The 20292-nt window shown below is 68.3% G+C and carries 22 protein-coding genes; 7 read left to right on the plus strand and 15 right to left on the minus strand.

Annotated features, from left to right (window positions below):
* Positions 1 to 5 precede the first annotated feature (5 nt).
* The 9 genes from ACSHXC_RS22505 to ACSHXC_RS22545 form a co-directional block, all read right to left on the minus strand.
* Entirely contained in the window at positions 6 to 1106 is a 1101-nt protein-coding gene (locus tag ACSHXC_RS22505) for a D-alanine--D-alanine ligase family protein (RefSeq protein WP_438293316.1), read from the minus strand.
* Positions 1103 to 1903, minus strand: coding sequence for a diaminopimelate epimerase (dapF, locus tag ACSHXC_RS22510; RefSeq protein ID WP_438293317.1), 801 nt, complete (start codon positions 1901 to 1903; stop codon positions 1103 to 1105). Before dapF ends, ACSHXC_RS22505 begins: the two co-directional genes overlap by 4 nt.
* Positions 1904 to 1966: 63 nt before the next feature.
* Entirely contained in the window at positions 1967 to 2212 is a 246-nt protein-coding gene (locus tag ACSHXC_RS22515) for a hypothetical protein (RefSeq protein WP_438293318.1), read from the minus strand.
* Between the two features lie 81 nt (positions 2213 to 2293).
* Entirely contained in the window at positions 2294 to 2833 is a 540-nt protein-coding gene (locus ACSHXC_RS22520) for an NUDIX domain-containing protein (protein WP_438293319.1), read from the minus strand.
* Positions 2830 to 3195: a hypothetical protein gene (locus tag ACSHXC_RS22525; RefSeq protein ID WP_385999880.1), complete on the minus strand. Its 366-nt coding sequence runs from the start codon at positions 3193 to 3195 to the stop codon at positions 2830 to 2832. The genes ACSHXC_RS22520 and ACSHXC_RS22525 overlap by 4 nt, the downstream gene beginning before the upstream one ends.
* 120 nt (positions 3196 to 3315) lie before the next feature.
* Complete coding sequence (locus tag ACSHXC_RS22530; protein ID WP_438293320.1) at positions 3316 to 4158, minus strand: helix-turn-helix domain-containing protein; 843 nt, start codon at positions 4156 to 4158, stop codon at positions 3316 to 3318.
* Positions 4159 to 4185: 27 nt separating this feature from the next.
* Positions 4186 to 4698 (minus strand): DUF6879 family protein, encoded by a 513-nt coding sequence (locus tag ACSHXC_RS22535; protein WP_438293321.1) that lies wholly within the window; start codon positions 4696 to 4698, stop codon positions 4186 to 4188.
* Positions 4676 to 4903 (minus strand): hypothetical protein, encoded by a 228-nt coding sequence (locus ACSHXC_RS22540; RefSeq protein ID WP_188276832.1) that lies wholly within the window; start codon positions 4901 to 4903, stop codon positions 4676 to 4678. The genes ACSHXC_RS22535 and ACSHXC_RS22540 overlap by 23 nt, the downstream gene beginning before the upstream one ends.
* 166 nt (positions 4904 to 5069) lie before the next feature.
* Complete coding sequence (locus ACSHXC_RS22545; RefSeq protein ID WP_438293322.1) at positions 5070 to 5501, minus strand: hypothetical protein; 432 nt, start codon at positions 5499 to 5501, stop codon at positions 5070 to 5072.
* Positions 5502 to 5595: 94 nt separating this feature from the next.
* On the opposite strand from ACSHXC_RS22545, the gene ACSHXC_RS22550 reads away from it, so the two are divergent.
* The 4 genes from ACSHXC_RS22550 to ACSHXC_RS22565 all read left to right on the plus strand — a co-directional run bounded on the left by ACSHXC_RS22550 (position 5596) and on the right by ACSHXC_RS22565 (position 8307).
* A complete protein-coding gene (locus ACSHXC_RS22550; RefSeq protein WP_438293323.1) occupies positions 5596 to 6783 on the plus strand; it encodes an ISAs1 family transposase in 1188 nt (395 codons plus the stop codon).
* Between the two features lie 137 nt (positions 6784 to 6920).
* Entirely contained in the window at positions 6921 to 7316 is a 396-nt protein-coding gene (locus ACSHXC_RS22555; protein ID WP_438293324.1) for a hypothetical protein, read from the plus strand.
* A 358-nt stretch (positions 7317 to 7674) separates the two neighbouring features.
* Positions 7675 to 7950 carry a hypothetical protein gene (locus ACSHXC_RS22560; protein WP_438293325.1) on the plus strand — a complete coding sequence of 92 codons (276 nt, stop codon included), beginning with the start codon at positions 7675 to 7677 and terminating at the stop codon, positions 7948 to 7950.
* Between the two features lie 63 nt (positions 7951 to 8013).
* On the plus strand, positions 8014 to 8307 hold the full coding sequence (locus ACSHXC_RS22565; protein ID WP_438293326.1) for a hypothetical protein: 294 nt from the start codon (positions 8014 to 8016) through the stop codon (positions 8305 to 8307).
* An 807-nt stretch (positions 8308 to 9114) separates the two neighbouring features.
* Here ACSHXC_RS22565 and ACSHXC_RS22570 read toward each other — a convergent pair.
* Complete coding sequence (locus tag ACSHXC_RS22570; protein ID WP_438293327.1) at positions 9115 to 9207, minus strand: helix-turn-helix domain-containing protein; 93 nt, start codon at positions 9205 to 9207, stop codon at positions 9115 to 9117.
* 575 nt (positions 9208 to 9782) lie between these two features.
* Between ACSHXC_RS22570 and ACSHXC_RS22575 the strand changes: the two genes are divergently transcribed.
* The 3 genes from ACSHXC_RS22575 to ACSHXC_RS22585 all read left to right on the plus strand — a co-directional run bounded on the left by ACSHXC_RS22575 (position 9783) and on the right by ACSHXC_RS22585 (position 13208).
* The gene (locus tag ACSHXC_RS22575; RefSeq protein ID WP_438293328.1) at positions 9783 to 10436 is read left to right on the plus strand and encodes a hypothetical protein; all 654 of its coding nucleotides are present in this window, start codon (positions 9783 to 9785) and stop codon (positions 10434 to 10436) included.
* A gap of 63 nt (positions 10437 to 10499) precedes the next feature.
* Positions 10500 to 10793, plus strand: coding sequence for a hypothetical protein (locus ACSHXC_RS22580; RefSeq protein ID WP_438293329.1), 294 nt, complete (start codon positions 10500 to 10502; stop codon positions 10791 to 10793).
* A 672-nt stretch (positions 10794 to 11465) separates the two neighbouring features.
* Positions 11466 to 13208, plus strand: coding sequence for an RNA-guided endonuclease InsQ/TnpB family protein (locus ACSHXC_RS22585; RefSeq protein WP_438293330.1), 1743 nt, complete (start codon positions 11466 to 11468; stop codon positions 13206 to 13208).
* 830 nt (positions 13209 to 14038) lie between these two features.
* On the opposite strand, the gene ACSHXC_RS22590 is transcribed toward ACSHXC_RS22585, so the two are convergent.
* The 5 genes from ACSHXC_RS22590 to ACSHXC_RS22610 all read right to left on the minus strand — a co-directional run bounded on the left by ACSHXC_RS22590 (position 14039) and on the right by ACSHXC_RS22610 (position 20125).
* Entirely contained in the window at positions 14039 to 14434 is a 396-nt protein-coding gene (locus ACSHXC_RS22590) for a hypothetical protein (protein WP_438293331.1), read from the minus strand.
* Between the two features lie 238 nt (positions 14435 to 14672).
* The gene (locus ACSHXC_RS22595) at positions 14673 to 16400 is read right to left on the minus strand and encodes a mobilization protein (protein WP_438293332.1); all 1728 of its coding nucleotides are present in this window, start codon (positions 16398 to 16400) and stop codon (positions 14673 to 14675) included.
* On the minus strand, positions 16397 to 16738 hold the full coding sequence (locus tag ACSHXC_RS22600) for a plasmid mobilization relaxosome protein MobC (RefSeq protein ID WP_438293333.1): 342 nt from the start codon (positions 16736 to 16738) through the stop codon (positions 16397 to 16399). Before ACSHXC_RS22600 ends, ACSHXC_RS22595 begins: the two co-directional genes overlap by 4 nt.
* A gap of 397 nt (positions 16739 to 17135) precedes the next feature.
* Positions 17136 to 18095, minus strand: coding sequence for a DUF2637 domain-containing protein (locus tag ACSHXC_RS22605; RefSeq protein ID WP_438296755.1), 960 nt, complete (start codon positions 18093 to 18095; stop codon positions 17136 to 17138).
* A 473-nt stretch (positions 18096 to 18568) separates the two neighbouring features.
* On the minus strand, positions 18569 to 20125 hold the full coding sequence (locus tag ACSHXC_RS22610) for a DnaB-like helicase N-terminal domain-containing protein (RefSeq protein WP_438293334.1): 1557 nt from the start codon (positions 20123 to 20125) through the stop codon (positions 18569 to 18571).
* Positions 20126 to 20292: the final 167 nt, after the last annotated feature.

The following is a 20292-nucleotide window of genomic DNA, read 5'->3' on the forward strand; positions in this document are numbered from 1 at the left end:
GGCTCCTACGGTGAGACGGCAGCCTCCCGTGTCGGTGTGGAGCTGCTGAACGCGGGAGTGGGCAGGGGGACATCGTAGGGCGGGCGGGCCAGGGCCTCGTGAAGCATCGCCAACACGATGTCCGTGTGCGTGAGCCCGACTATGGCCCCGCCTACGGCGAAGTTGCTGTCACGCGACATGCCCGGCGTCGTGTTCACTTCCAACGCGTGCACCTGGCCGGCCTCGGTGAGCATGAAGTCCACCCGCGCCGAGCCGCGCAGGTCCATCCCGTCCCACAAGGTCGTCGCGTAGCCAGTGATCTCGGCCAACAGTGCAGGCTTCAGTTCGGCGGCCCTGACCGTCACAGAGCCCTTGGAGTCCGCGTCGAGCTTTGTGTCCGCGTCGTAGAAGTCGGCCTCGGTGACCTCGGTGACCTCGGTGGCCAGTGGCGGGAAGACGAGGACCTCACCGCCGGGCATTTCCAGCAGTCCTACGGTGAGCGGTACGCCGGGGACGTAGTCCTCGACGAGCACAGGATCACCCTCGTCGCGGGTGGCGTCCGCCAAGGCCAGAGGAAGGGCTGCCCGATCCCGGACCAGGCTCATGCCCACGCTGGAGCCGCCGAAGGGCGGTTTGACCATCACGGCCGTCCCGGCCCAATCCGCGGGGCCGCCCGACCACACCCACCAGCCGGGGGTGGGGACGCCCAGGCTCTCCATCACGCGCTTGCAGAGAACCTTGTCCGCCGCCACCGCCGACGCTGCGACGCCGCTTCCGCAGTACGGCATGCGGATGTAGTCCAGGAGTCCTTGCAGGCGCCCGTCCTCGCCGAACGGGCCGTGAAGGTTCGAGAGGGCCACGTCGTATCCGGCCAGTTCAGGGATGAACGTCGGCTCGCAGGGGTCCAGGACCTTCCACCGGACGCCGATCTCCTCCAGTGCTCCGGAGAGGGCCGTCACGGAGCGCTGCTCGACGGGGCACTTCGAGTGGTAGAGCCGGTCCTCAAGGCTGACGGGTCCGTAGACCAGGGCGACGCCGAGCCCTTGCCGGGCCGGTTGCCACTCGTGGAGTGTGCGGGTGGCCTGCCGCACGGCCTCGCTGGAACTGGCGGTGAGGAAGCGCGTCATGGGAGTACCCCTTCGAAGGTGTGGGTTACGGGGCCGCCGACCCATTGCGTACGTGCCGGCCGGTCGGGGTGGGGGCGTACCGTCAGTGGCTCTCCGGCCTGGTTGTGGACGGTGACGGGGCGCTGCGCGACCAGCCCGCGCATGGTGGCGATGAGGACGGCCGCCACCGCTCCGCTGCCGCACGACAGCGTTTCGGCCTCCACGCCACGCTCGTAGGTGCGGAGCTTCAGCTCCTGCCTGCCGGCGGCCTGTACGAAGTTGACGTTCGTGCCGAGCGGGGCAAGGTCGGCATGGTTGCGAATCAGGCGGCCCACCGTGATGGTGTCGATGGCGTCCACGTCGTCCACGACCGCGACCACGTGCTCGGTGCCGGTGTACGCGCTGTCGAACCAAGTCGGCTTGCCGTTGATGACTGCCTGCACGCGCCGTGGGTGGATGGCTCCTACTTCGGCCGTGACCCACACGGCGTCATCGCCCACGACTGCCTCGTGCGTCACCCCGGCCATGAGGAGGCGCATCTCTTTGAGGCCGTGATCTTGGCTTGCCGCCCACGCGGTGCAACGCAGGGCGTTCCCGCACATCGTCGCGGTCGAGCCGTCCGCGTTGAAGCACGCGACTTCGAGCAAGGCGGGGTCCGTGCTGACCAGCCTGCTGATGACGAGGCCGTCAGCGCCCACGCCGGTCCGTCTGGCGCAGAGCTGCTCGGCCGCCTTCGCCCAGTCGTTGTCCCTGTCCGACGTGGGGTCGGAGAGGAGGACGAAGTCGTTTCCCGCTCCGTGAATCTTGCGAAAGCGCATGGCGAAGCTCCTCGGTCGGGTGAGGCGACGGCCCTTGCGCTCTGGCCAGAAGGGCCAGCGGAATCAGGCGAGTTCGATGGGGCGGTACGTAAGCGTCGGCGCCGTCATCAGCCACGGAGGGTGCCCGTCGAAGAACAGGACCCGGTGGGCCGCGGTGCCGGCCGACCGCATGTCCGCGACCCGTAGGAACAGGCCGTCGCGGTACACGTAGTCGCCGATCTTGACGCCACTCGGGGACCGGAGCTCAGCTCTGGTGCCGAGTGGGGCGGGCGGGGGAGTCGGTTCGGTGGAGCGGTGACGCTCGTACATCAGCCTCTCCAGATGGCCAGCAGCAGTGCGCCGCCCACGGCCACGAGGCTGACGACGTAAGCGAGTTGCTCCCGCGCGGACTCATGCGGCACCGATCAAATGGTCTTGAACGCGCTCGCGCACGGAGGGAATGCCGATCTCGGCTATGGGCACCCAGGCCGCTGCGCCACTCTCGATCACGGCCGGGAAGACGGCTCCCGAGTGGGCGCGATAGAGGTAGCGGAAGCCGACCCTGATGCGAGGGCCGTACTCGCGCGGGGCCCTGGTGACGTCGACCAGGAAGGGGCCCTCGGTTCCGGGCTCGGTCCATACGTCGCGGATGCCGACTTCCTCGGCCAGCAATCGCACGGCCGCGCCGCTCAGCGAGTCGTCCTGGGGCTCGGGCGCCGTCTCGGCGAGGGAGTAGCCGCCCTGGTGTCGCAGGGACAGAACTCTGTTGAGCTGGTCGACGACGACCGCTCCCGCCATCACGAGGGGGCAGCGGCCATGGTGAAGACAGGCCCGACGCTTCGCGTGATCGCATGCTGCGTCGTACAAGGGCATGAGCGCCATGGCCTCGGCCGAGTGCTCGTGCAAGTAGTGCGCGAGCTCCTTCACGATCTGATCGCCTCGAACGCTCACGGGGCACCGAGCCCGTTGCGCTGGGTGTAGATCCACAGGAGGCGCCGCGTGAGATGGGCTGCGTCTCTGAGGTAGATGAAGGCGCCGAACGAGGGGGTCTCCGCGGTCGGGCGGCTCGTGTAGTCGACGAGCTTGCGCCCCCGGTGGAGGAGATCCTGCACATCCTCGTCCTCGGCCGCTCCCAAGTCCTCATTGAGCAACTGGTTGAGGTGTCCAAGGACCATCGGCGTGGACCCATCCATGTCCTCGCGGGTGGAGGTGGACATCTGCATGGAGAGGACCAGGTCCGTGCTTTCGGAGATCGTCTCTACGTCGACCAGCCGAACTTCGGTTTCAGCGCGGTCGGTTGCTCTCGATTCCATGCCCGTACTTGCCACAGTGATCACCGCTTCGCCTCTCCGGAGCACGATTTAGCCGTGGTGCAAAGCTAGGAAAGGCGATGGGGGGGGGGCTCCATGAGTGTGCCGGAACTTGCCAGACGTTCACCCGAGGGATTCGATGGCAGCCGTAATGATTTGCCTTGCTGCCGTGCCGTAGACGGCGAGTTCCTTCAACTCGGCGAACGTCTGGGCATACATGGCAAGTTCGTGATCCTGTACGACGGTGAGATGTGCGGAGACCAGCTCGACGTTCACGGTGTGGTCGTCGTACAGGAAGAATCCCTCGACGGGCCAGAGAGTGCGGTCGACGTCCTGAGGAATGATTCCGATGCTCACCGAGGGCAGCGCCATGACGCTGAGCAGGTATCCCAACTGCCCTGCCAGGACTTCCGCTCCGCCAATGCGGTACCGGAGCGCGCTCTCCTCCAAGAGGATGGCGAACGTGTGCTTCCCGTAGACGATGTTCTGCTTCTCCACGCGGACCTTCACGGCCGCCGGCACGTCGTTCTTGAGGCCGCGGCGGTCGCGGATGGAGGTCAGAAGGGCTGTGATGTACGACGCCGTCTGCACCGGGCCAGGGATGAGCCACGGTGAGTAGATGCGAAAGCGCTGGGTGCGTTCCCACAAGGGGAGGACCGACTCCTGGGCCAACTTGAGCCCATCGCGCTCCATCCTTCGCCACTCGACGTACATGCCCTCGATTCCACGGGCCGTCGAGATGAGATCTTCGGCTTTGCTTTCCGCCCCGCAGGCGGAGCACCAAGCGCGAAGGTCGCGCTCCGAGGGCGCACGGATGCCGCTCTCGAAGCGCGAAGCCTTCGACTCGTGCCAGCCACAGCGTCTGGCCAGTTCCCGCTTGCTTATTCCGGCCGTACCCCGGATCTCAGCCAGACGTTTCCCGAGCGCCTTGCGGGCTTCCTGAACGCTCGAAGATGGAGAGGTCATGTCGTCGCGACAGTGTCGTTCGAACTGTCAGGACAACTCGAACTCTGCGTGTGGCGTTGCCCGTTTCCACACGGCCGCAAAGGCGGCCTCGCAGAGCTCCGCCACCTCGGGGGCTTCCGTGAGTTCCATCTCCATGTTCTCGCCCTCGCCGTCAAAGTGATTCAGGAGGACGAGGCTGGAGTCGAACAGCCAGAAGTCGTTGCCGGGGAGCGCGATGTCCGTTGCCTGGCGGCGCGAGAGCCAGCGAACGTCTTCCCCCGCAGCGATGTTCAACCCGTCCGTGACAGCGTGCTCGAAGCGGATGTATTCGCTGACGGGCGTCGACACAATGCGTGCCCTGCGGACCTCGACCCCTCGGGAGGCTGCTTCCGTGACGATCGCGTGCCAGTCCGCCCAGCGCTCGGCCGGGTCGAGGGTCTTGCCGGCCTTCCAGTCGATGAAGGCCGGGTCCGACTTCATGTAGGCATCGCGCATCTCCAGATGGACGGCTGTCCTACGGCAATCGCGAAACAGATCCTCAAACGTCGGGACCTTCTTCACCTGTCACCTCCAAGAAGAACTGCACCATGGTTCGGGGGATCTCTACCACCGACTCATGACTGGGGAGGTCCATCTGGTCGAGGCGCTCCTTGTCGAGGACGGTGACGCCCTGGACGAGGTACTTGTTCGTCACATCGTCCAGGTAGATCGTGGGGGAACCGCCACTGGGGCTGTCGGGGTCCTTACCCAGCTTGATCAGGGCCATGATGTCCACCTCCGCTGAAGGCAACGATCGATGTGCCAGAGCTTGCCCCCAACTCTTGCCCCAGACGAGGAACTTGCCAGAACTTGCCAGCCAGGTGGTGCTGATGGGGAGCGGACTGGCGTGGATCGGCCCTTTGGCGGCCGGATTGGCACGAGAGTGGTCGTAATCAGCGCCGCCGTGCGGGCGGCGGCTGCGGCGCCGGAGTCGGTGTCGAAGCGGGCGCGGCGGCAGCGGGGCGTTGTGTGGTGCTACGGGCCGTGGCTGCCTGTGGACCCGGTGCGTGCCGTTGGCCGAGGCGTTCGATGCGCCAGGTCAGGACTTGTGCGGGTCGGCGGGCGTCGGCCAGGGCACGCTGGTCGGCGGCCTGCTGGAGGAGCTGCTTCGGGTCGTGGCCTGCCTTCTCGGCATCGGCGAGTACGGCGGTGAGTGCGTCGAAGGCCGGGTCCTTCAGGACCTGTTCCGCGTGGTCGTGCACGGTCTGCCGGATGAGGAGGATGTGCCGCTCCACTACCTGCTGGGGAGGCCGGCGCTGGGCGAGAACGATCAGCGGTGCGGTAGCCGTCTGCTCGTAGGCGGGGTTCTGCCAGGGCCTCGGCAAAGTCTTGGTGTGAGGGGTGTTTGTGCAGGTGGGCGGGCATGGAGGTCGGTGATCATGTGGGGTGTTGAGGCTCACGTGACCGAAGGGGACGTCCATGCCCGCTTGTACGACATCGTTGCATCCCGCGCTGGGGCGGCTGCACCGGGCGGGCTGTTCGTCGTCGGGGGCGGGGCTGCGGGAGTGGTTCGAGGCGATACCCGATCCCCGCGGATCACACGGGGTGCGGCATGTGCTCGTGGTGGTGCTGGTGATCGCGGCGTGCGCGGTCCTGGCCGGCGCGAGGTCCCTGGCCGCGATCGGCGAGTGGGCTGCCGACCTGCCCCAGCACGTCCTGGAGACCCTCGACGCACGCCGGCATCCGGCGAGCGGGGTGCGGATCGCGCCGAGTGAGTCGGCGATCCGCCGGACCCTGCAAGCGGTTGACGGGCAGGCGTTCGACCAGGCCGTATGCGGCTGGCTCGCCGAGCAGAACACCCCTGCTTCGCCCAAGGCGGCAACGCGGGAGGCCGTCGCGGTGGACGGCAAGACTCTGCGCGGAACGCAGACCGGGGACGGACAGCCCCATCTGATGGCCGCCCTCGACCACGACAGCGGCATCGTCCTGGGGCAGGTCGACGTCGACGGGAAGACGAACGAAATCACCCAGTTCCAGCCCCTGCTCGACCCGCTGGACCTGGCCGGGAAGGTCTTCACCGCCGACGCCCTGCACACCCAGCGCGCCCACGCCCGCTACCTCGTCGAAGTCAAGGAAGCAGACTACGTGCTGACCGTGAAGCAGAACCAGCCGACGCTGTTCGGCCAGCTCAGCACACTGCCCTGGGCCGACGCCCCCGGCCGGGCCCGGACACGAAACCGGGGCCACGGCCGCTGCGAGCACCGCGCCATCCTCGCTGTCACCGTCCCGGCAGGCCTCCACTTCCCCTACGCGGCCCAGGCGTTCCGGATCCGCCGCACCACCCGCCACCTCGACGGACAGCCCAAACACACCGAAACGATCTACGGCATCACCAGCCTGCACGCCCACCAGGCCGGCCCTGCCCACCTCGGCACTTACGTCCGCGGACACTGGGGCATCGAGAACCGGCTCCACTGGGTCCGCGGCGTCACCTTCGACGAAGACCGCTCACAAGTCCGCACCGGCAACGGCCCCCGCGCCATGGCCACCCTCCGCAACCTCGCCACCAGCGCCTGCCGCCTGACCGGAACCACCAACATCGCCCGGACCCTGCGCGCCAACGCCCGCGACCACACCCGCCCGCTGACCATGCTCGGCCTCATCTGAACGACTTTGCCGAGGCCCTGGGGGATGGACACCTCTGGCTTTCATGCATATGGAGCAACGCGTCGCATTTACGGAGGGCATGGACTGCTATGTTCTCCAGCCGTCGGATCCGAAGTAACTTTCAACCGAGGTGAATCATGAAGAAGGCGATTTTCACCACTGCGGCGTTGGCCATCGGCGCGGGCCTCGTGGGTGGGTCCGCCGTCGCGGCGTCGGCCGCCACCCCGCTAGCCGTGCCGACCCGATCGGGTGGCATGCTCGGCCTCGTGTCCCCGGCCAAGGTGACTCCGGCGGTCGTGCCCGCGGCCGATGTCGTGTCGCGCCTGGCCCGCACCGGCAAGATCGCCAACGGCAGTGCCTTCGACCAGAAGAAGACGCCGGGAGCCTCGGGCGTATACCTCGATGGCATGGGCCCGAACGCCTCCGAGAAAGCCACGATTCCGGTGAAGAACCCGGCCGGAAACGGCGTCGTCCAGGTCCACCCGCTGCAGGCGCCGACGTCCGCCGGGCTCGGTAGCCTGCTCAGCAAGTGACGAGACGGAAACCGTAGGAGCCGGCCATACCGGCGCAATCCCCCACCCGAACCATTTGTCCGGCCCACCGGCCCTCTCCCTTCCGGTGGGCCGGACATATATCAGCGCCTGTTCCCTTTCCGGATTGTCATTCATTTACGCCACGCGGATTCCAGATCTATTCCGGAATAGCCTTCCGGAACGTGCGTCATTGCGCCATCTGACGGAATGAACCTTGTTTTAGGCGCTCCTCCCGTGACTTATGCGCGCATATCAAGGTTTCCTGTTCCTGGTATGCAAGCGTGCGCAACCGTGAATTGAGGAAGGAACTAGTTTGCCCAGGAAGTTCGCGGTCATCACTGCCCTCACTCTCGGCGCTATGGTCAGCAGCGTCGGATTCGCCTCGGCCAGCGACACAACCACCACTGCCAAGAGCGGTAGTGGCTTCTCGGAGTCGCCGGTCGTCGTGAACGCCCCTCAGCAGGGCGTTCTCGTTGTCAACGGTACGCTCGTTGACGGCCGTTGCATCGCGCCGTGGTCCAACGGCTCCGTGGCCGGCGGCGTCGTGGCCCCGAATTCGCACTATGCCGCATGCGACACGGCGGCCGTCGACCAGACGCAGGCCGCACCGTACGCGGGCGGCCTGCTCTTCTGACCTCCTGTTCCGAGTAACTCGGAGCAGGTGCATCACCCAAAACAGCTCGGAAAGGCGCAACTCATGCATAACAAGGTTTCAGCCATTTCCGCCCTCGCCGCGGGCCTTGTCATCGCGGCGGCCGGTGGCGCTGCCGCGGCCGACGGCTTCTCGCAGTCGCCGATCGTCGTGAACCAGCCCCAGCAGGGAGTTGCCGTCGTTAACGGTTCGCTCGTTGACGGCCGTTGCATCGCGCCGTGGTCCAACGGGGCCGTGCTCGGCGGCGTCGTGGCCCCGAATTCGCACTATGCCGCATGCAACACGGCGGCCATCGACCAGACGCAGAACGCACTGTACAAGGGCGGCCTGCTCTTCTGAGCCGTACTCCACGCGATGTCGGTCCACACGCCCTTCCGGTGGACCGACATCGGGCTTTTCCGTGCGCTTCGCTCCCGTTCCGGGTCTTCGAAGTTGAGCGGTGCGGAGGTGTCCGCGGACTCGACGGGTGGTTACGCAGCGTTTGCGTAGTGCTACAGGAGCATGTAACTAGTAGACCGTCGCGGCTAACGCTTGGGGTAGAGGTGGCGCAGTTTGATGCGTGCGTCGTGGGTGGTGAGTTTCACTACGGCCCCAGTCAAGTGCTTCGGACCTGAGGTCCCGTCCATTGGCTGCGGGGCCCCGCCCCGTCGTCACGGTGACGTGCTGCGGCGAGCGATGGCCGACCACGGCCGGTGATTGTCGGCACTCGGGATGGCTATGAGGGCAGCCCGACCCCGGCGCAGGGAGCGAAGCGGCCGGGGCGGAGCTGCTGACCGGGCCGCAGCTTGCCAGGGCGCAGAAGAACAAGCGCGGCCGCCGGGCCCTCAACGGCCCTTCGGTGTCGAAAGTTACGCCCACAGGGCACGTGCCTCTCGACGACGGCCGAACGGTTCAACCGCCGCCGACACGTGCGCCATCGAGGAATGCCAGCGGCTGGAACGGGAGCCGGCCACTGTCCCAGAGGCGAGTGCCAGGGCCGACGCCGCCAACAGGGGCCCCTTGGGAGGCTGCCCTGCCCCGCGCCGCAGACAAGAGGCCGGGAGCATCCCTGCCGGGTCGCCGGGGACATCGGTGGCGTGCCGGATAGCGGGGTTCACCCGATGGTGTCACCTGTTGCACGGGGCGGTGTTGCCCCGCGGCCTGCCCCTACGGGAGCGCGCTGTCGCGTTGGACGCCGCCACGTGAGCGGAAGGTGACTCCGGCGTCCGCGAGGAGGCGGTGGACTCCGCCGGAGGCCATCGGCGAACAGCGGACTCACCAGCCGCCACTCCTTGATGGTGGTGTGTTTTTTGCTCCAAGCAGGCACGGCCTACGACGTGTTGGGCATATTGACACTCTCCCGGCCCGCAATCGGCTGGGCGGGGGAAGCGGGGCGACCGGGACTGCACCGAGTCGTCGAACCCGGCGCAAGATCAGGTAGGTAAGTGCCCCAAGGGGCCCGAGGTCTCACAAACCCTGGGACCCGCCACCCCGCCGGCCGGACCCGGACACGGGATATGCGCGTCCTTTCCAGGCGCGCCGGCGGCCACCACGTTCACTTCTGCGGATCCGCCCACGGCACAGGCCACGGCGGACAGCATGCCCACCGCTGCCGGCAGGCCCGGCCTCCCGCCAGGCCCCGGCAGGACGGGCACACACGCCGCGGGCCGGGCTCGGTGATTGCCGCGCCGGCGAGTTGGGCATTGGCCCAAACGGGCACCATCTGTGACGTTCTGGTCACGTTCCTCGTTCCAAAGGGCGGTAGGTTCGCCACTCCCCCAGGGCGGGCCTGCCACCACTTCCCCTTGCTGACCCACCGAATCGGGAGCACCACCATGATCAAGCAGGTTCTCGCCGGAGCGGCCTTCGCCACCGCCGCCACCATGGCCGTCGCCGCCCCCGCCTCCGCACAGGCCCCCAAGCCCCCGACCACCACCACCGCCACCAACGCAGCCCAGAGCGTCCTTGCCACCGCCGCGCAGAACCCGACCACGAGCGGCACCGGCACCAGCTGCAACTGCGGCACCCTCAGCAACCCCACCGGCGCCATCAGCAGCACCGCCGCCAACCCCACCGGCGCGGTCAGCAACCTCACCGGCACCAGCAACCCCACGGGCGCCGTCAGCAACCTCACCGGCACCGCCGGCAACCTCACCGGCACCGCCGGCACGGTCGGCAGCACCCCTGGCAACCTCACCGGCACCGTCGGCAACCTCACCGGCACCGCCGACCCGGCCGGCAGCACCCCTGGCAACCTCACCGGCACCGGTGGCAACGGCTTCTCGGAGTCGCCGGTCGTCGTGAACGCCCCTCAGCAGGGCGTTCTCGTTGTCAACGGTACGCTCGTTGACGGCCGTTGCATCGCGCCGTGGTCCAACGGCTCCGTGGCCGGCGGCGTCGTGGCCCCGAATTCGCACTATGCCGCATGCGACACGGCGGCCGTCGACCAGACGCAGGCCGCACCGTACGCGGGCGGCCTGCTCTTCTGACCTCCTGTTCCGAGTAACTCGGAGCAGGTGCATCACCCAAAACAGCTCGGAAAGGCGCAACTCATGCATAACAAGGTTTCAGCCATTTCCGCCCTCGCCGCGGGCCTTGTCATCGCGGCGGCCGGTGGCGCTGCCGCGGCCGACGGCTTCTCGCAGTCGCCGATCGTCGTGAACCAGCCCCAGCAGGGAGTTGCCGTCGTTAACGGTTCGCTCGTTGACGGCCGTTGCATCGCGCCGTGGTCCAACGGCGCCGTGGCCGGCGGCATCGTGGCCCCGAATTCGCACTATGCCGCATGCAACACGGCGGCCATCGACCAGACGCAGAACGCACTGTACAAGGGCGGCCTGCTCTTCTGAGCCGTACTCCACGCGATGTCGGTCCACACGCCCTTCCGGTGGACCGACATCGGGCTTTTCCGTGCGCTTCGCTCCCGTTCCGGGTCTTCGAAGTTGAGCGGTGCGGAGGTGTCCGCGGACTCGACGGGTGGTTACGAAGCGTTTGCGTAGTGCTACAGGAGCATGTAACTAGACGGAAAATGAGGGTGGTGCGGGCATGCCGGGGGTGTCCCGGCGGCCGGGGTGTGTGGGGGTCAGGCGGCGGGGGTCAGAGTGACGGTGTAGCCGAGGCGTTCGAGGTCGCGCATCCAGCGTCGTGATCGAACGCTACCGCTACCGCGGAGCCAGGATTCCGACTCCGTGGACCGTCGAAACGGCAGCCGACGACGGCTGACCACTGGGCGAGACACGTGGAGAGCCCGTTGCGGGGCCAACTCGCACGGCGGGTTCGGCGGGCGGGGACGGGAAAACCGACGTCCGTAAGGACGCACGGCGTCCTGTCCCCGACCCATCATGGAGGGACACCCTGGGCTGGCGGTGACGTGCGGCGCATGCCGGGGCGGCTGGCGTGGACGGGCTGGGTGCCCGGTCGTAACCCGGTGGCCCCGGACTCGTTGACCTGCATGAGGATTTGCCGGAAAAGCCTTAGTTCTGGGGTTTTGTTCCTATTGGGCTGAAGAGGAGGTGAGGGCTGTGCCGGTCGTAGAGGTCGTGCGTGCTTACCGGTTCGCTCTCGACGTCCCTCCCGCCGGTATCGAGGTTCTGGAGCGTCACGCCGGTGCGGCGCGCTGGGGTTTCAACTATGCGCACCAGCACCTCCTCGACCGGTACCAGGCCTACGACGCCAGGCGCGAAGCAGCCGCCCTGACGATCAGTGGGCTCAGCCCCGAGGAGCGCCTGGACGTCCTGTCGAAGGCGGAACGCACGGCTCTGTACCGGCAGGCCGGGGCGCGGGTCCGTGCGGAGAATGCGCGCTGGTGTGCGGATCTGAAAGTCCTGGACGAGCACCGCAAGCGTGTCGCTCACATGGGGAAGCCCGCCCTTGACCCGGGTGAGGAGCCAGGCCCCGACGCCGGTAATCTGGCCCGTGACCTGTATGCCCGGCGTGTCGAGCTGGCGGCACTGCAGTGTGCTGCCCCCGGGACGTACAGCGCCGAGCGCAAGGCGGAGCTTGGGCAGGTCCGTCCCCGCGTCCAGGCCCTGAAGACGGACCTCGCAGCCCGGGGCGCCTATCGGCTCGGGGCGATGGACCTGAACGCCCGTTGGCGCCTTGAGCGCGACCTTCCCAGAGAGGAAGGGGGTTCGCCGTGGTGGCGTGAGGTGCACATTGACGCGATTCTGTGCGGGATCGCCCGCGCCGACACCGCGTGGAAGAACTGGCTGTCGTCCGCAGCGGGGAAGCGCAGGGGACGTCGTGTGGGTGCTCCTCGTTTCAAGTCGAAGCGCACGGCCCGGGACTCTTTCACACTGCACAACCCGGACCGGGTCGTCGTCCATCTGCCGGACTATCGGCACCTGAGCGTGCGGGGTCTGGGCACCTTCCGTCTGCATGACACCGCGAAGCGTCTGGTACGCCTCATGCGCTGCGGCCAGGCTGAGATCACGTCGGTGACGGTCGCCCGGGGCGGACACCGCTGGTACGCGTCCGTTCTGGCCACCGTCCGGCAGACCATCCCCGACCGGCCCAGCGAGCGCCAGCGGGCCAACGGACTGATTGCCTGCGACCTCGGCTCGCAGCCCCTCGCCGTCCTGTCCTCGCCTCTAGACATCACCGACCCAGACAGCCGCACCATCGCCAGCCTCAAGCCCGGCAGGAACGCCGCGCACCATATGGCCAGAGCCCAGCGCAGGCTGGCCCGGTGCGCCAAGGGCTCCAGGCGGCGTCGCAAAGCCGCCCGGCACGTCGCCAAGATCCATCACAATGTCGCCCAGCAGCGTGCCGGACACCTCCATGTCGTGTCCAAGCGGCTGGCAACCGGTGCTGCGGTCATTGCGCTCGAGGACCTTGACCTGGTTGCTCTGACCGCGTCCGCGAAGGGGACGGCCGAGGAGCCCGGAACGAACGTCCGTGTCCGGGCCCGCTTCAACCGGAACCTGCTGGACACCGGGCTCGGTGAGCTGCGTCGGCAACTCACTTACAAGACCCGCTGGTACGGCTCGACCCTCCTGATCCTGGAACGGGGCGAGGCCACCAGCACGAAGTGCAGCCGCTGCGGCGAGCGAAACCCAAACTCGACGCCCGGCAAAGCGCGCTTCACCTGCCCCCACTGCGGCCTCGTCCTCAGCTGCCGTGACAACGCCGTCCGTAACATCTACAAAGCAGCGCGTAGGGCAGCAACGAGGTCCGTGGCCCCTGGCAGAGGGGACACGCAAAACGCCCGCCGAGACAAGAACCCCCCCCGCACACCGGAAACGGTGACGGGCCCTTGTCGATGAAGCGAACCCCGCCGGGCTAGCCCCGGCGGGTGGAAGACCCACGCGGTCACCCCAGCCCAGCAATGGACTGGCCGCCCCCAACCCCCACAACTCCACAGAGAACCCGCACGTACAAGACAACACAGCAAACCGACGGCAAATCGACCAGCTGAACCCCACGTCACGAAGTGTTCCGTCTATACACGGGGGCATGCCGCTGCTCTGACGCACGGCTCGGTGTACGGGTCTGTTCTGTCCACACACGGGGGCGGGCCGCTCCTCTGACTCTCGGCCTAAGGGCTGGGATCAGAATGAGGTCTTAGAGGGCGTTACATGGCTTCTTGTCACAGTTCGTGACGCTCTGGCGGGGCTCCTGAATCTGTATGAATCAGGCAAGTCGGCGACACGATCGCGGCGATCCCGGCCGGATGGGTCTGTGCTCGACCGAGTTGCACCGAAAGTGCAGACCAGCCGCTCGGCGGCAACCGGATATTCCGACCTGAATCGCCAATAAGGCTCATGTAACGCCCTCTCGGAAGGATCCGCATCCATCTCCTTTGAGTTTCGCTCCGGTAGCCGCTTTACGTGCTGGTCGCCTTGATCGTGCTTGCGACACGCTCTCCGGGCGCAGCACGCGCATCGCTGACACAGGCCCAGCCAGTGTTTCCGGTGGACGTGTCAGTCGGCCTGCGGCATGTGCGGACCCAGGGGACGATGCCGACGTGGAGTAAGCGGTGGCAAAAGCCCGGGTGTATACCCGTAGGTCCGGCCGGAGTTTCCGGTCGGACCTACGGGTACGTGCGAGGTCAAGGGCAACGCCGATGGATGGGCGGCGCTGGGGTGTTGGTCGGTCAGCCCTGGCCGTGCTCGGTGCTGCATCCGAAGGGGTCTCGCGCCTTGATGGCTTCGGCCAGGCGCTCGCATTCCGCGTAGTCCTGGTCGGTCATGAGGTCATAGATGTCACTGGAGCGGCAAAGGGTGCCGTCGGGGAGCTGGTCGACATACTTCGTGAACAGGTTAACGAGGGCCTTGTGCATCTCGTGGTCTTCGCGCTTCCAGTCGTCTTGCAGCTGCCTCTGTGCGTTCGCGGCGTCTATCTCCGCCGGGGTGCAGGTGTGGAGCAGGTCGAGTTCGGCGGCGGTGAACGGGCTCCCGTCGTGGCGGTACAGGTGATCAGGGGTGCGGCGGGAGGTGTCCACGTCGGTGAGGAGGACAACCACGTCGGGGCGGATGGAGGGCTGGGGCATGGGCGGTTCCTTGTGTGGTGTCGTGTGATCGGTTTGCGATGGTCAGTGGTTCGGGGTGGGGGCTTCGGGTGGTGTTCGGGGCATAAGGGGTGTGCCTTGGTTCGGGGAGGCGCGAGCTACAAGAGCGAAGGGCTTTCGTGCCGGGGCGGCTGCTGAGCGGGTGACGGTGGCTTACAGCCCGGGCCATGGGGTGGCCTGAGCCGTCAGCCGGGTGGCGTCCCCTACCCGATCGCCGTGATCAGCGGCGTGGTGTGCGGGGCGTCGATGGTGTCGACATCTGCCGCGCGGAGGCTGGCTGGCCGTTGGCGGGCTTGGCCCGGTGGGCTTCCGCCGCTGCGCCGTAGGCGGGGAGGTCTGCGGTGCGGCGCAGGCGCCACAGGAGGACTTCGCTGATGGAGTCGGCGGTGTCCAGTTCCTGCCTGGCTGCGGCCTCGGTGAGCAGGGCCTGCGGGTTGTGACCGGCACGTTCGGCGTCGGCGAGGGTGGCGGCCAGGGCATCCCAGCCCGGCTCGGCCAGCACGGTGTCGGCGAGCTCGGGCAGGGCAGCGCGCACCGTCGTGGCGTGGTGGCGGCGCAGCGACGGGGCGATACGACGACCGCGCTCACGCAGCACCGTGAGCGGTTCGCCGGCAGCTTGCTGATAGGCCGCCCGCAGATGCCCGGCGGCCCGGCGGGCGGCCTCGGCCTGCTGGGCGTGGTGCCGCTGGGCGTGCCAGTGCGCGGCGGCCATAGTGAGGAAGACCAGCATGTCGATGACCATCGCGGTGCCGGCGCCGTCCTCGCCCCGGCCGAGCGCGGGCCCGCTGTGGACCAGCTCGCGGGCCGCCCGGCGCAGGTCCTGCGCATGGTGGAACTCGGCTCGGGTGTGTGAGCGGGAGGCCCGCTCGAATTCCCAGGCCGCCTGGCGCAGTTGGTTTCGGGTGTGGAGCGCGGAGGTCCTGGCCAGTGCGTCGAGGACCTCACCGGTCGCGGCGATCTGCGCGGCGGCCGCGCCGTCGTCCCCGCTGCGGTCGAGGACGAGCAGCGCAGCCCAGGCCGCGTGAGCGGTGGTGCGCCGTGCCGCGGCCGGTGCTGAAGGTGAGGTGGGGCGCTCCGGCCGCTCGCTGCCGACGTTCGCCGGTGGGGTGGAGTCGGTGGCGAAGCGTTCCCGGATACGGGGCAGGGACAGATCCGGTGCGAGAGTGGATCCGGCGTAGTAGATGGGCGCGTTGTTCTTGCTGCGGTCGTCAGGCAGAGCGACCTTGTAGCCCTGCAAGTCACCGGAAGGCAGGACCCTGGTACGTACGAGAAGCCCGGCGTTCTTCAGGCGGTCAAGGAACTCGTCCGTGGAGGTGGCGCCGGCGGCTGCGCGGCGGACGGTCTCGCGCAGTTCCTCGCGCGGAGCGCGGTCCCGGCCCTGGCGCTCGGCTTTGTGCCGCTCGGCGCTGGTGGGGCGCTTGGCGGCGGTGCCATCGCCAGGCGTGACTCGGTGCAGGCCGTAGTCGGCCTCGATGCGGCGGGCTTCGGCCTGTGCGCGGCGGGCTTCGTTGTGCAGCCGGGGCCGACGGCCGTCGTCGCGTACCAGGGTGGCGATGATGTGGATGTGGTCGTCGGCGTGCCGCACGGCTGCCCACCGGCAGGCTCGCTCGTCACCGTCGGGGGCAATTCCGGTGGCGGCGACCGTGCGGCGGGCGATGGCGGCCCAGTCCTCATCGGACAGGACCGGGTCCTCCGGGCTGGCCCGCACAGAGATGTGCCATACGTGCTTCTCGGGGCGCCGGCTCGCGGGCAGCGCATTGACCGGCTGATCGAGCAGGCGCTGCAGCTGCTGGTAGGTGGCACGGGAGTCGCGGCCGGGGTCAGGGGTCAGCGGATCGAAGGCGGCGACCAGATGCGGGTCGATGTGCTCCTCCTTCGTGCCGGGGCCGTAGAGGTAGCGGATCAGTCCGACCGTCTCGCTACCGCGCTTGTGGATGCTGGGGATCACGCAGAGGTACCGCCGTCGCGGTGGGCGAGCAGGGCGTCGGCGGCATCCTCCATGCGGAGGGCCGCATCGAGGGTCGCCTGGGCGGTGGCGTCGAGGTGGGGTGCGTCGACTCCGGAGTTGAGGGCCTTGGCGACCTGGTTGAACAGGCCGTGGATGCGGCCCAGGTGCCGGCGGGCGGCGAAGATCTCGTCGATGACTTCCCGTTCGGTGGCGATCTCGGCGGCGGTACGGGTCAGGTCGCGGGCCGCCTTGTCGACGGCATAGGCGAGGAAGGCTGCGTTGCTCATCTCGCACTGGTCGGCAGCCTTCGTGAAGCGGGTGAACTCGGCGTCGTTCATGCGGCAGCTGGGCTGGTGCAGGCGCTTGAGTCGCTTCGGCTGACGAGCACGCTGACGCTTGTGCGAGAGGGTCTCGGACTGCTGTCTCCCTCCAGGCTGCGGTCCGCCCTCGGCCGCTGTCTGCCGACCCGGTGCCCCCTGGCGCCGGGCCTCTCCCGCCACCCCTGGGGCGGGAGATCCGGGAGCATTGCTCCCGGTACAACTTGCTGCGCTGTTGAGGTCGGTGGTCATCTCCTGCTGGAGGGTGGGGAGTTCGCGGTTCTGGTCGTGCATGGATCGTTTCTCCGTGGGGTGTTCGTGCCGGGTGCTTCGCTGTGCGCGGCCCCCGTGCTCCGCGTTTGTCTGCACGGGGCACGGGGTGAGTCGCAAGGTGGGGCGATCGGTGCGTTTGCGGGGGTCAGGAGGGGCTGGCGGGGGCTGTGCCGGGTTCCCTCTGCTGCTGGGAGGCGGCTTCGTCGCGTCCGTCGGGAGGCTCGGCCTGGCTGGTGCGCTCGGCCTGTAGTTGGTCGCGCAGGGCACGGGCGCGGTTCTGGGCGATTCGTAGTTCGGTGCGCAGGCGGTCGGCGGTCAGCCGGTCGTCGCTCCAGTCGGCAGTCAGGAGTCGGGCCTCGTCGAGGATTTCGGCGTCGGTGCGGGTGCGGGGGCGGTCGGTGGCCGACTTTGCGGTGGCGGGGACGCGACCGGTCGCCTGCCGCGGGGTGGTTCCGGTCGGCTCCGCCACGGCGGCCGACCGGGACGGTCGGGCGGCGGGAGAGGGGGCCGACTTGTCGGCCTCGGCCAGCGACGTCGTGGGCGCCTCGGCGCCCTTCACGGGGGTCGACTCGGTCAGTTGCTCGGGGGCCGACTCGACCTGGTCAGACATCGACCGTGCGGCTTGCTCACTGGCTTGTTGGTTAGCCGACTCGTCAGCTTGCTGGCTAACCGACTGGGCAGAGGCCATTTCGGCGGGGTCGGCCGATTCGGGGGTGTGGTGCAGCACCTTCGCGACGAGGTCCGATCCGAAGTAGATCGACCCGACCGGGAGCGAGGTGGCCAGCAGCACGAGGGCCCAGTTCGCCGGGTTGCAGTCGGTGAGTCGGCCCCACCGGATCGACGTGGTGTGGAGGGCCGGAATGAGGCCGTGGACGTAGTTCAGCAGGAGGCTGGCGATCGTGTAGGTCGCCAGGACCCGCAGCGCGAACTTCCGGTCGGTACCGGTCAGCACGAGCGTGGCGACCAGCGCGAGGGCCATTAGCCCGTCGACGACGATCGGGTAGAGCAGGGCGGCGGTGGGGTCGGCGCCGATGGCGCGGGCCACGTCGGACAGCGCGTTCCACGAGACGCGGAAGGCCATGAGAACGACGGCTCCCAGGCCGATGACGAGGGTGGTGCGTGCCTTGCGGTTCGCGCGACGACCCTCAGCGGGCGCGGGTGCTCGACGAGCATCGTCACGTTGGCGAGGGCGTGGTCCTCGACGGCCGAGGCGGGCGGGGGGCAGGGCGATGCCGGCGCGGATGCCGCCTATAGCCGCCGGAGTGCTTGGGACAGGGGAGTGCAAGAGGCGGTCTCCAGGGTGGGGAAGTGGGGCTCCCGATCAGGTGGAAAGAGGGCTTCGAGAGCCGGGCGATTCGACTTCGCGGCGGGGTGTGAAGATCGGGGCGCTTACGCTGCCCCCTTTCTAAAGAGGGGGCAGCGCGTAGGCGCTGGGCGCCGTAGGGGGCGTACAGCTCCACGTAAGCGTCTGATCTGCGGTTTCGCAGATTTCGTACGCGGTGAAAGCGCCGCGTAGGCGCTTCTGACGGGGCAGGGCGCGTACGGGACCGCGTACGCGCTCAAGGAGACCGAGGGAGGTCAGGACACGACGCTCATGGGGCGTGCGGTGGCCCTCCATACGGTGGCTTTGCCCCCACCGGCACCGCCTCCTGCGCCCTTGTCCTGTGCGGCGTGCCCGGCCTTGACCAGGGCGTCCAGGCGGCGCCTGGCCTTCGCGACGTCCGCAGGGTCGGGGTTGGTCTCGCCGGTGATCTCCCCGGCCAGCTGGCGGGCCGTCATCCCCTTCGCACCTGCCTGGCGCAGCAGGGTGAGCGGGTCGAGGGTGTCCTCGACGCGGGACAGGCCACGGGCGTGGTCGTGGACGACGGGCAGAGGGCCGATCTCTTCGTTGAGCGTCTTGAGGTGGTGCAGCTTGACGATCGGATCGCCCGCCGCGCCGGCGAGGAAGAGCACGCTGCCCGCTCCAGCGGTGAACCAGGCCGAGCCGTAGACCTGGTCGAGCACCGGGCGCTGGTTGCGTGAGGCGTCTGCGCCCTGCTTGCGCTGGTGGTGCAGCTCCAGCAACTGGACTCCGTCGCGGATCAGTTGCTGGCGGGCGTTGTTGTAGGCGATGCCCGCCTCGTCGTCGGTGAGCTTGCCGACGACGTCCTTGAGGCTGTCGATCACCACGGTGTCCGCCCCGTGCTCGGCGGCCAGCTCGGCCAGCAGATGAGGCTCGGCGGTCAGGGAGGCGGGCAGGGGCCCGGACCAGAACACCAGCCGCCGCTCCAGGATCTCCTTGTCGGCCTCGTGCACGATCCGGTTGAAGGCGCGGGCGAGCTGGCTGGGCCGGTCCGCCGCGATGTAGAGCACCTTCTCGCCCTCCTGTACCGGCATCTCCAGTACGTGCGAGAGCAGGCCGAGGCGGGCCATGACGAGCTGCTGGGCGATCGTGGACTTGCCCACGCCGGGCGGCCCGACCAGCATCAGGCTCTCCCCGGTCTCCCAGGCGGCCTTGCCTCGGTGACCCCAGATGGGGTCGGCCTCTTCGGGGGTGGAGGCCACGAAACTCCAGCCGTCCTTCGCGTATTGCTGCAGACGCCCACCCGCGCTGTGGCGAGCACGAGCCGCGAGCTCCTGCACCGAGGCGTTGACCAGCACGCGGACCTCCTCGGGATCCGCGCCCTCCGCGATAACGCCCTGCAGCATGCGAACCGCCATGCTGTGCATGGCCCGCAGGTCCGCCAGCTGCCGCACGATGCTCGCGTAATACTCGGCACCGCCGCCGACGGAGGCGCTGCTGGCCAGGGCGTGCAGATACTCGGGGCCGCCTACCCGTTTCAGGTCGCCCGTGCGCTGCAGCTGGTGGGTGAGCGCGATGGGGCTGGTGGGCGCGCCCTGGCGCCGCAGTTCCAGCAGGGCATACCAGATCGTGGTGTGCGCGGGCACGTAGAAATCCGACGGCTCGATGAGCTGGCGGACTTCTTCGATGGTCTCCGTGCGGAACATGCAGGCGCCGAGTACGGCCTGCTCGGCCTCCGGGTTCCGAGGCATGTTCATCGGCATGCCGGCCGTGGCCTCCGGCGCTGAGGAGCGGGGAAAGCGCGCCGACGAGCGCGTGGTGGTGGTTGCTGCGGTGCCCGTAGGCTGGGGCATAGAGGTTCCTCCCCGAGGTGCATCAGGCCCTGCCAGGCCGCACTTCGGTTGGTCGCTGTGATGGGTGGTCATACAGGGAGCTCTCTGCGGCCTCCGGCGTGCCATCGCCGGAGGCTCGCTCGCTGTTCGCGACGGCTCCGCTCCCGCGAGGGACCACGGACAGTACG

Origin of the sequence: Streptomyces sp. HUAS TT7, from assembly GCF_051550175.1 — a bacterium.
GTDB lineage: Bacteria > Actinomycetota > Actinomycetes > Streptomycetales > Streptomycetaceae > Streptomyces.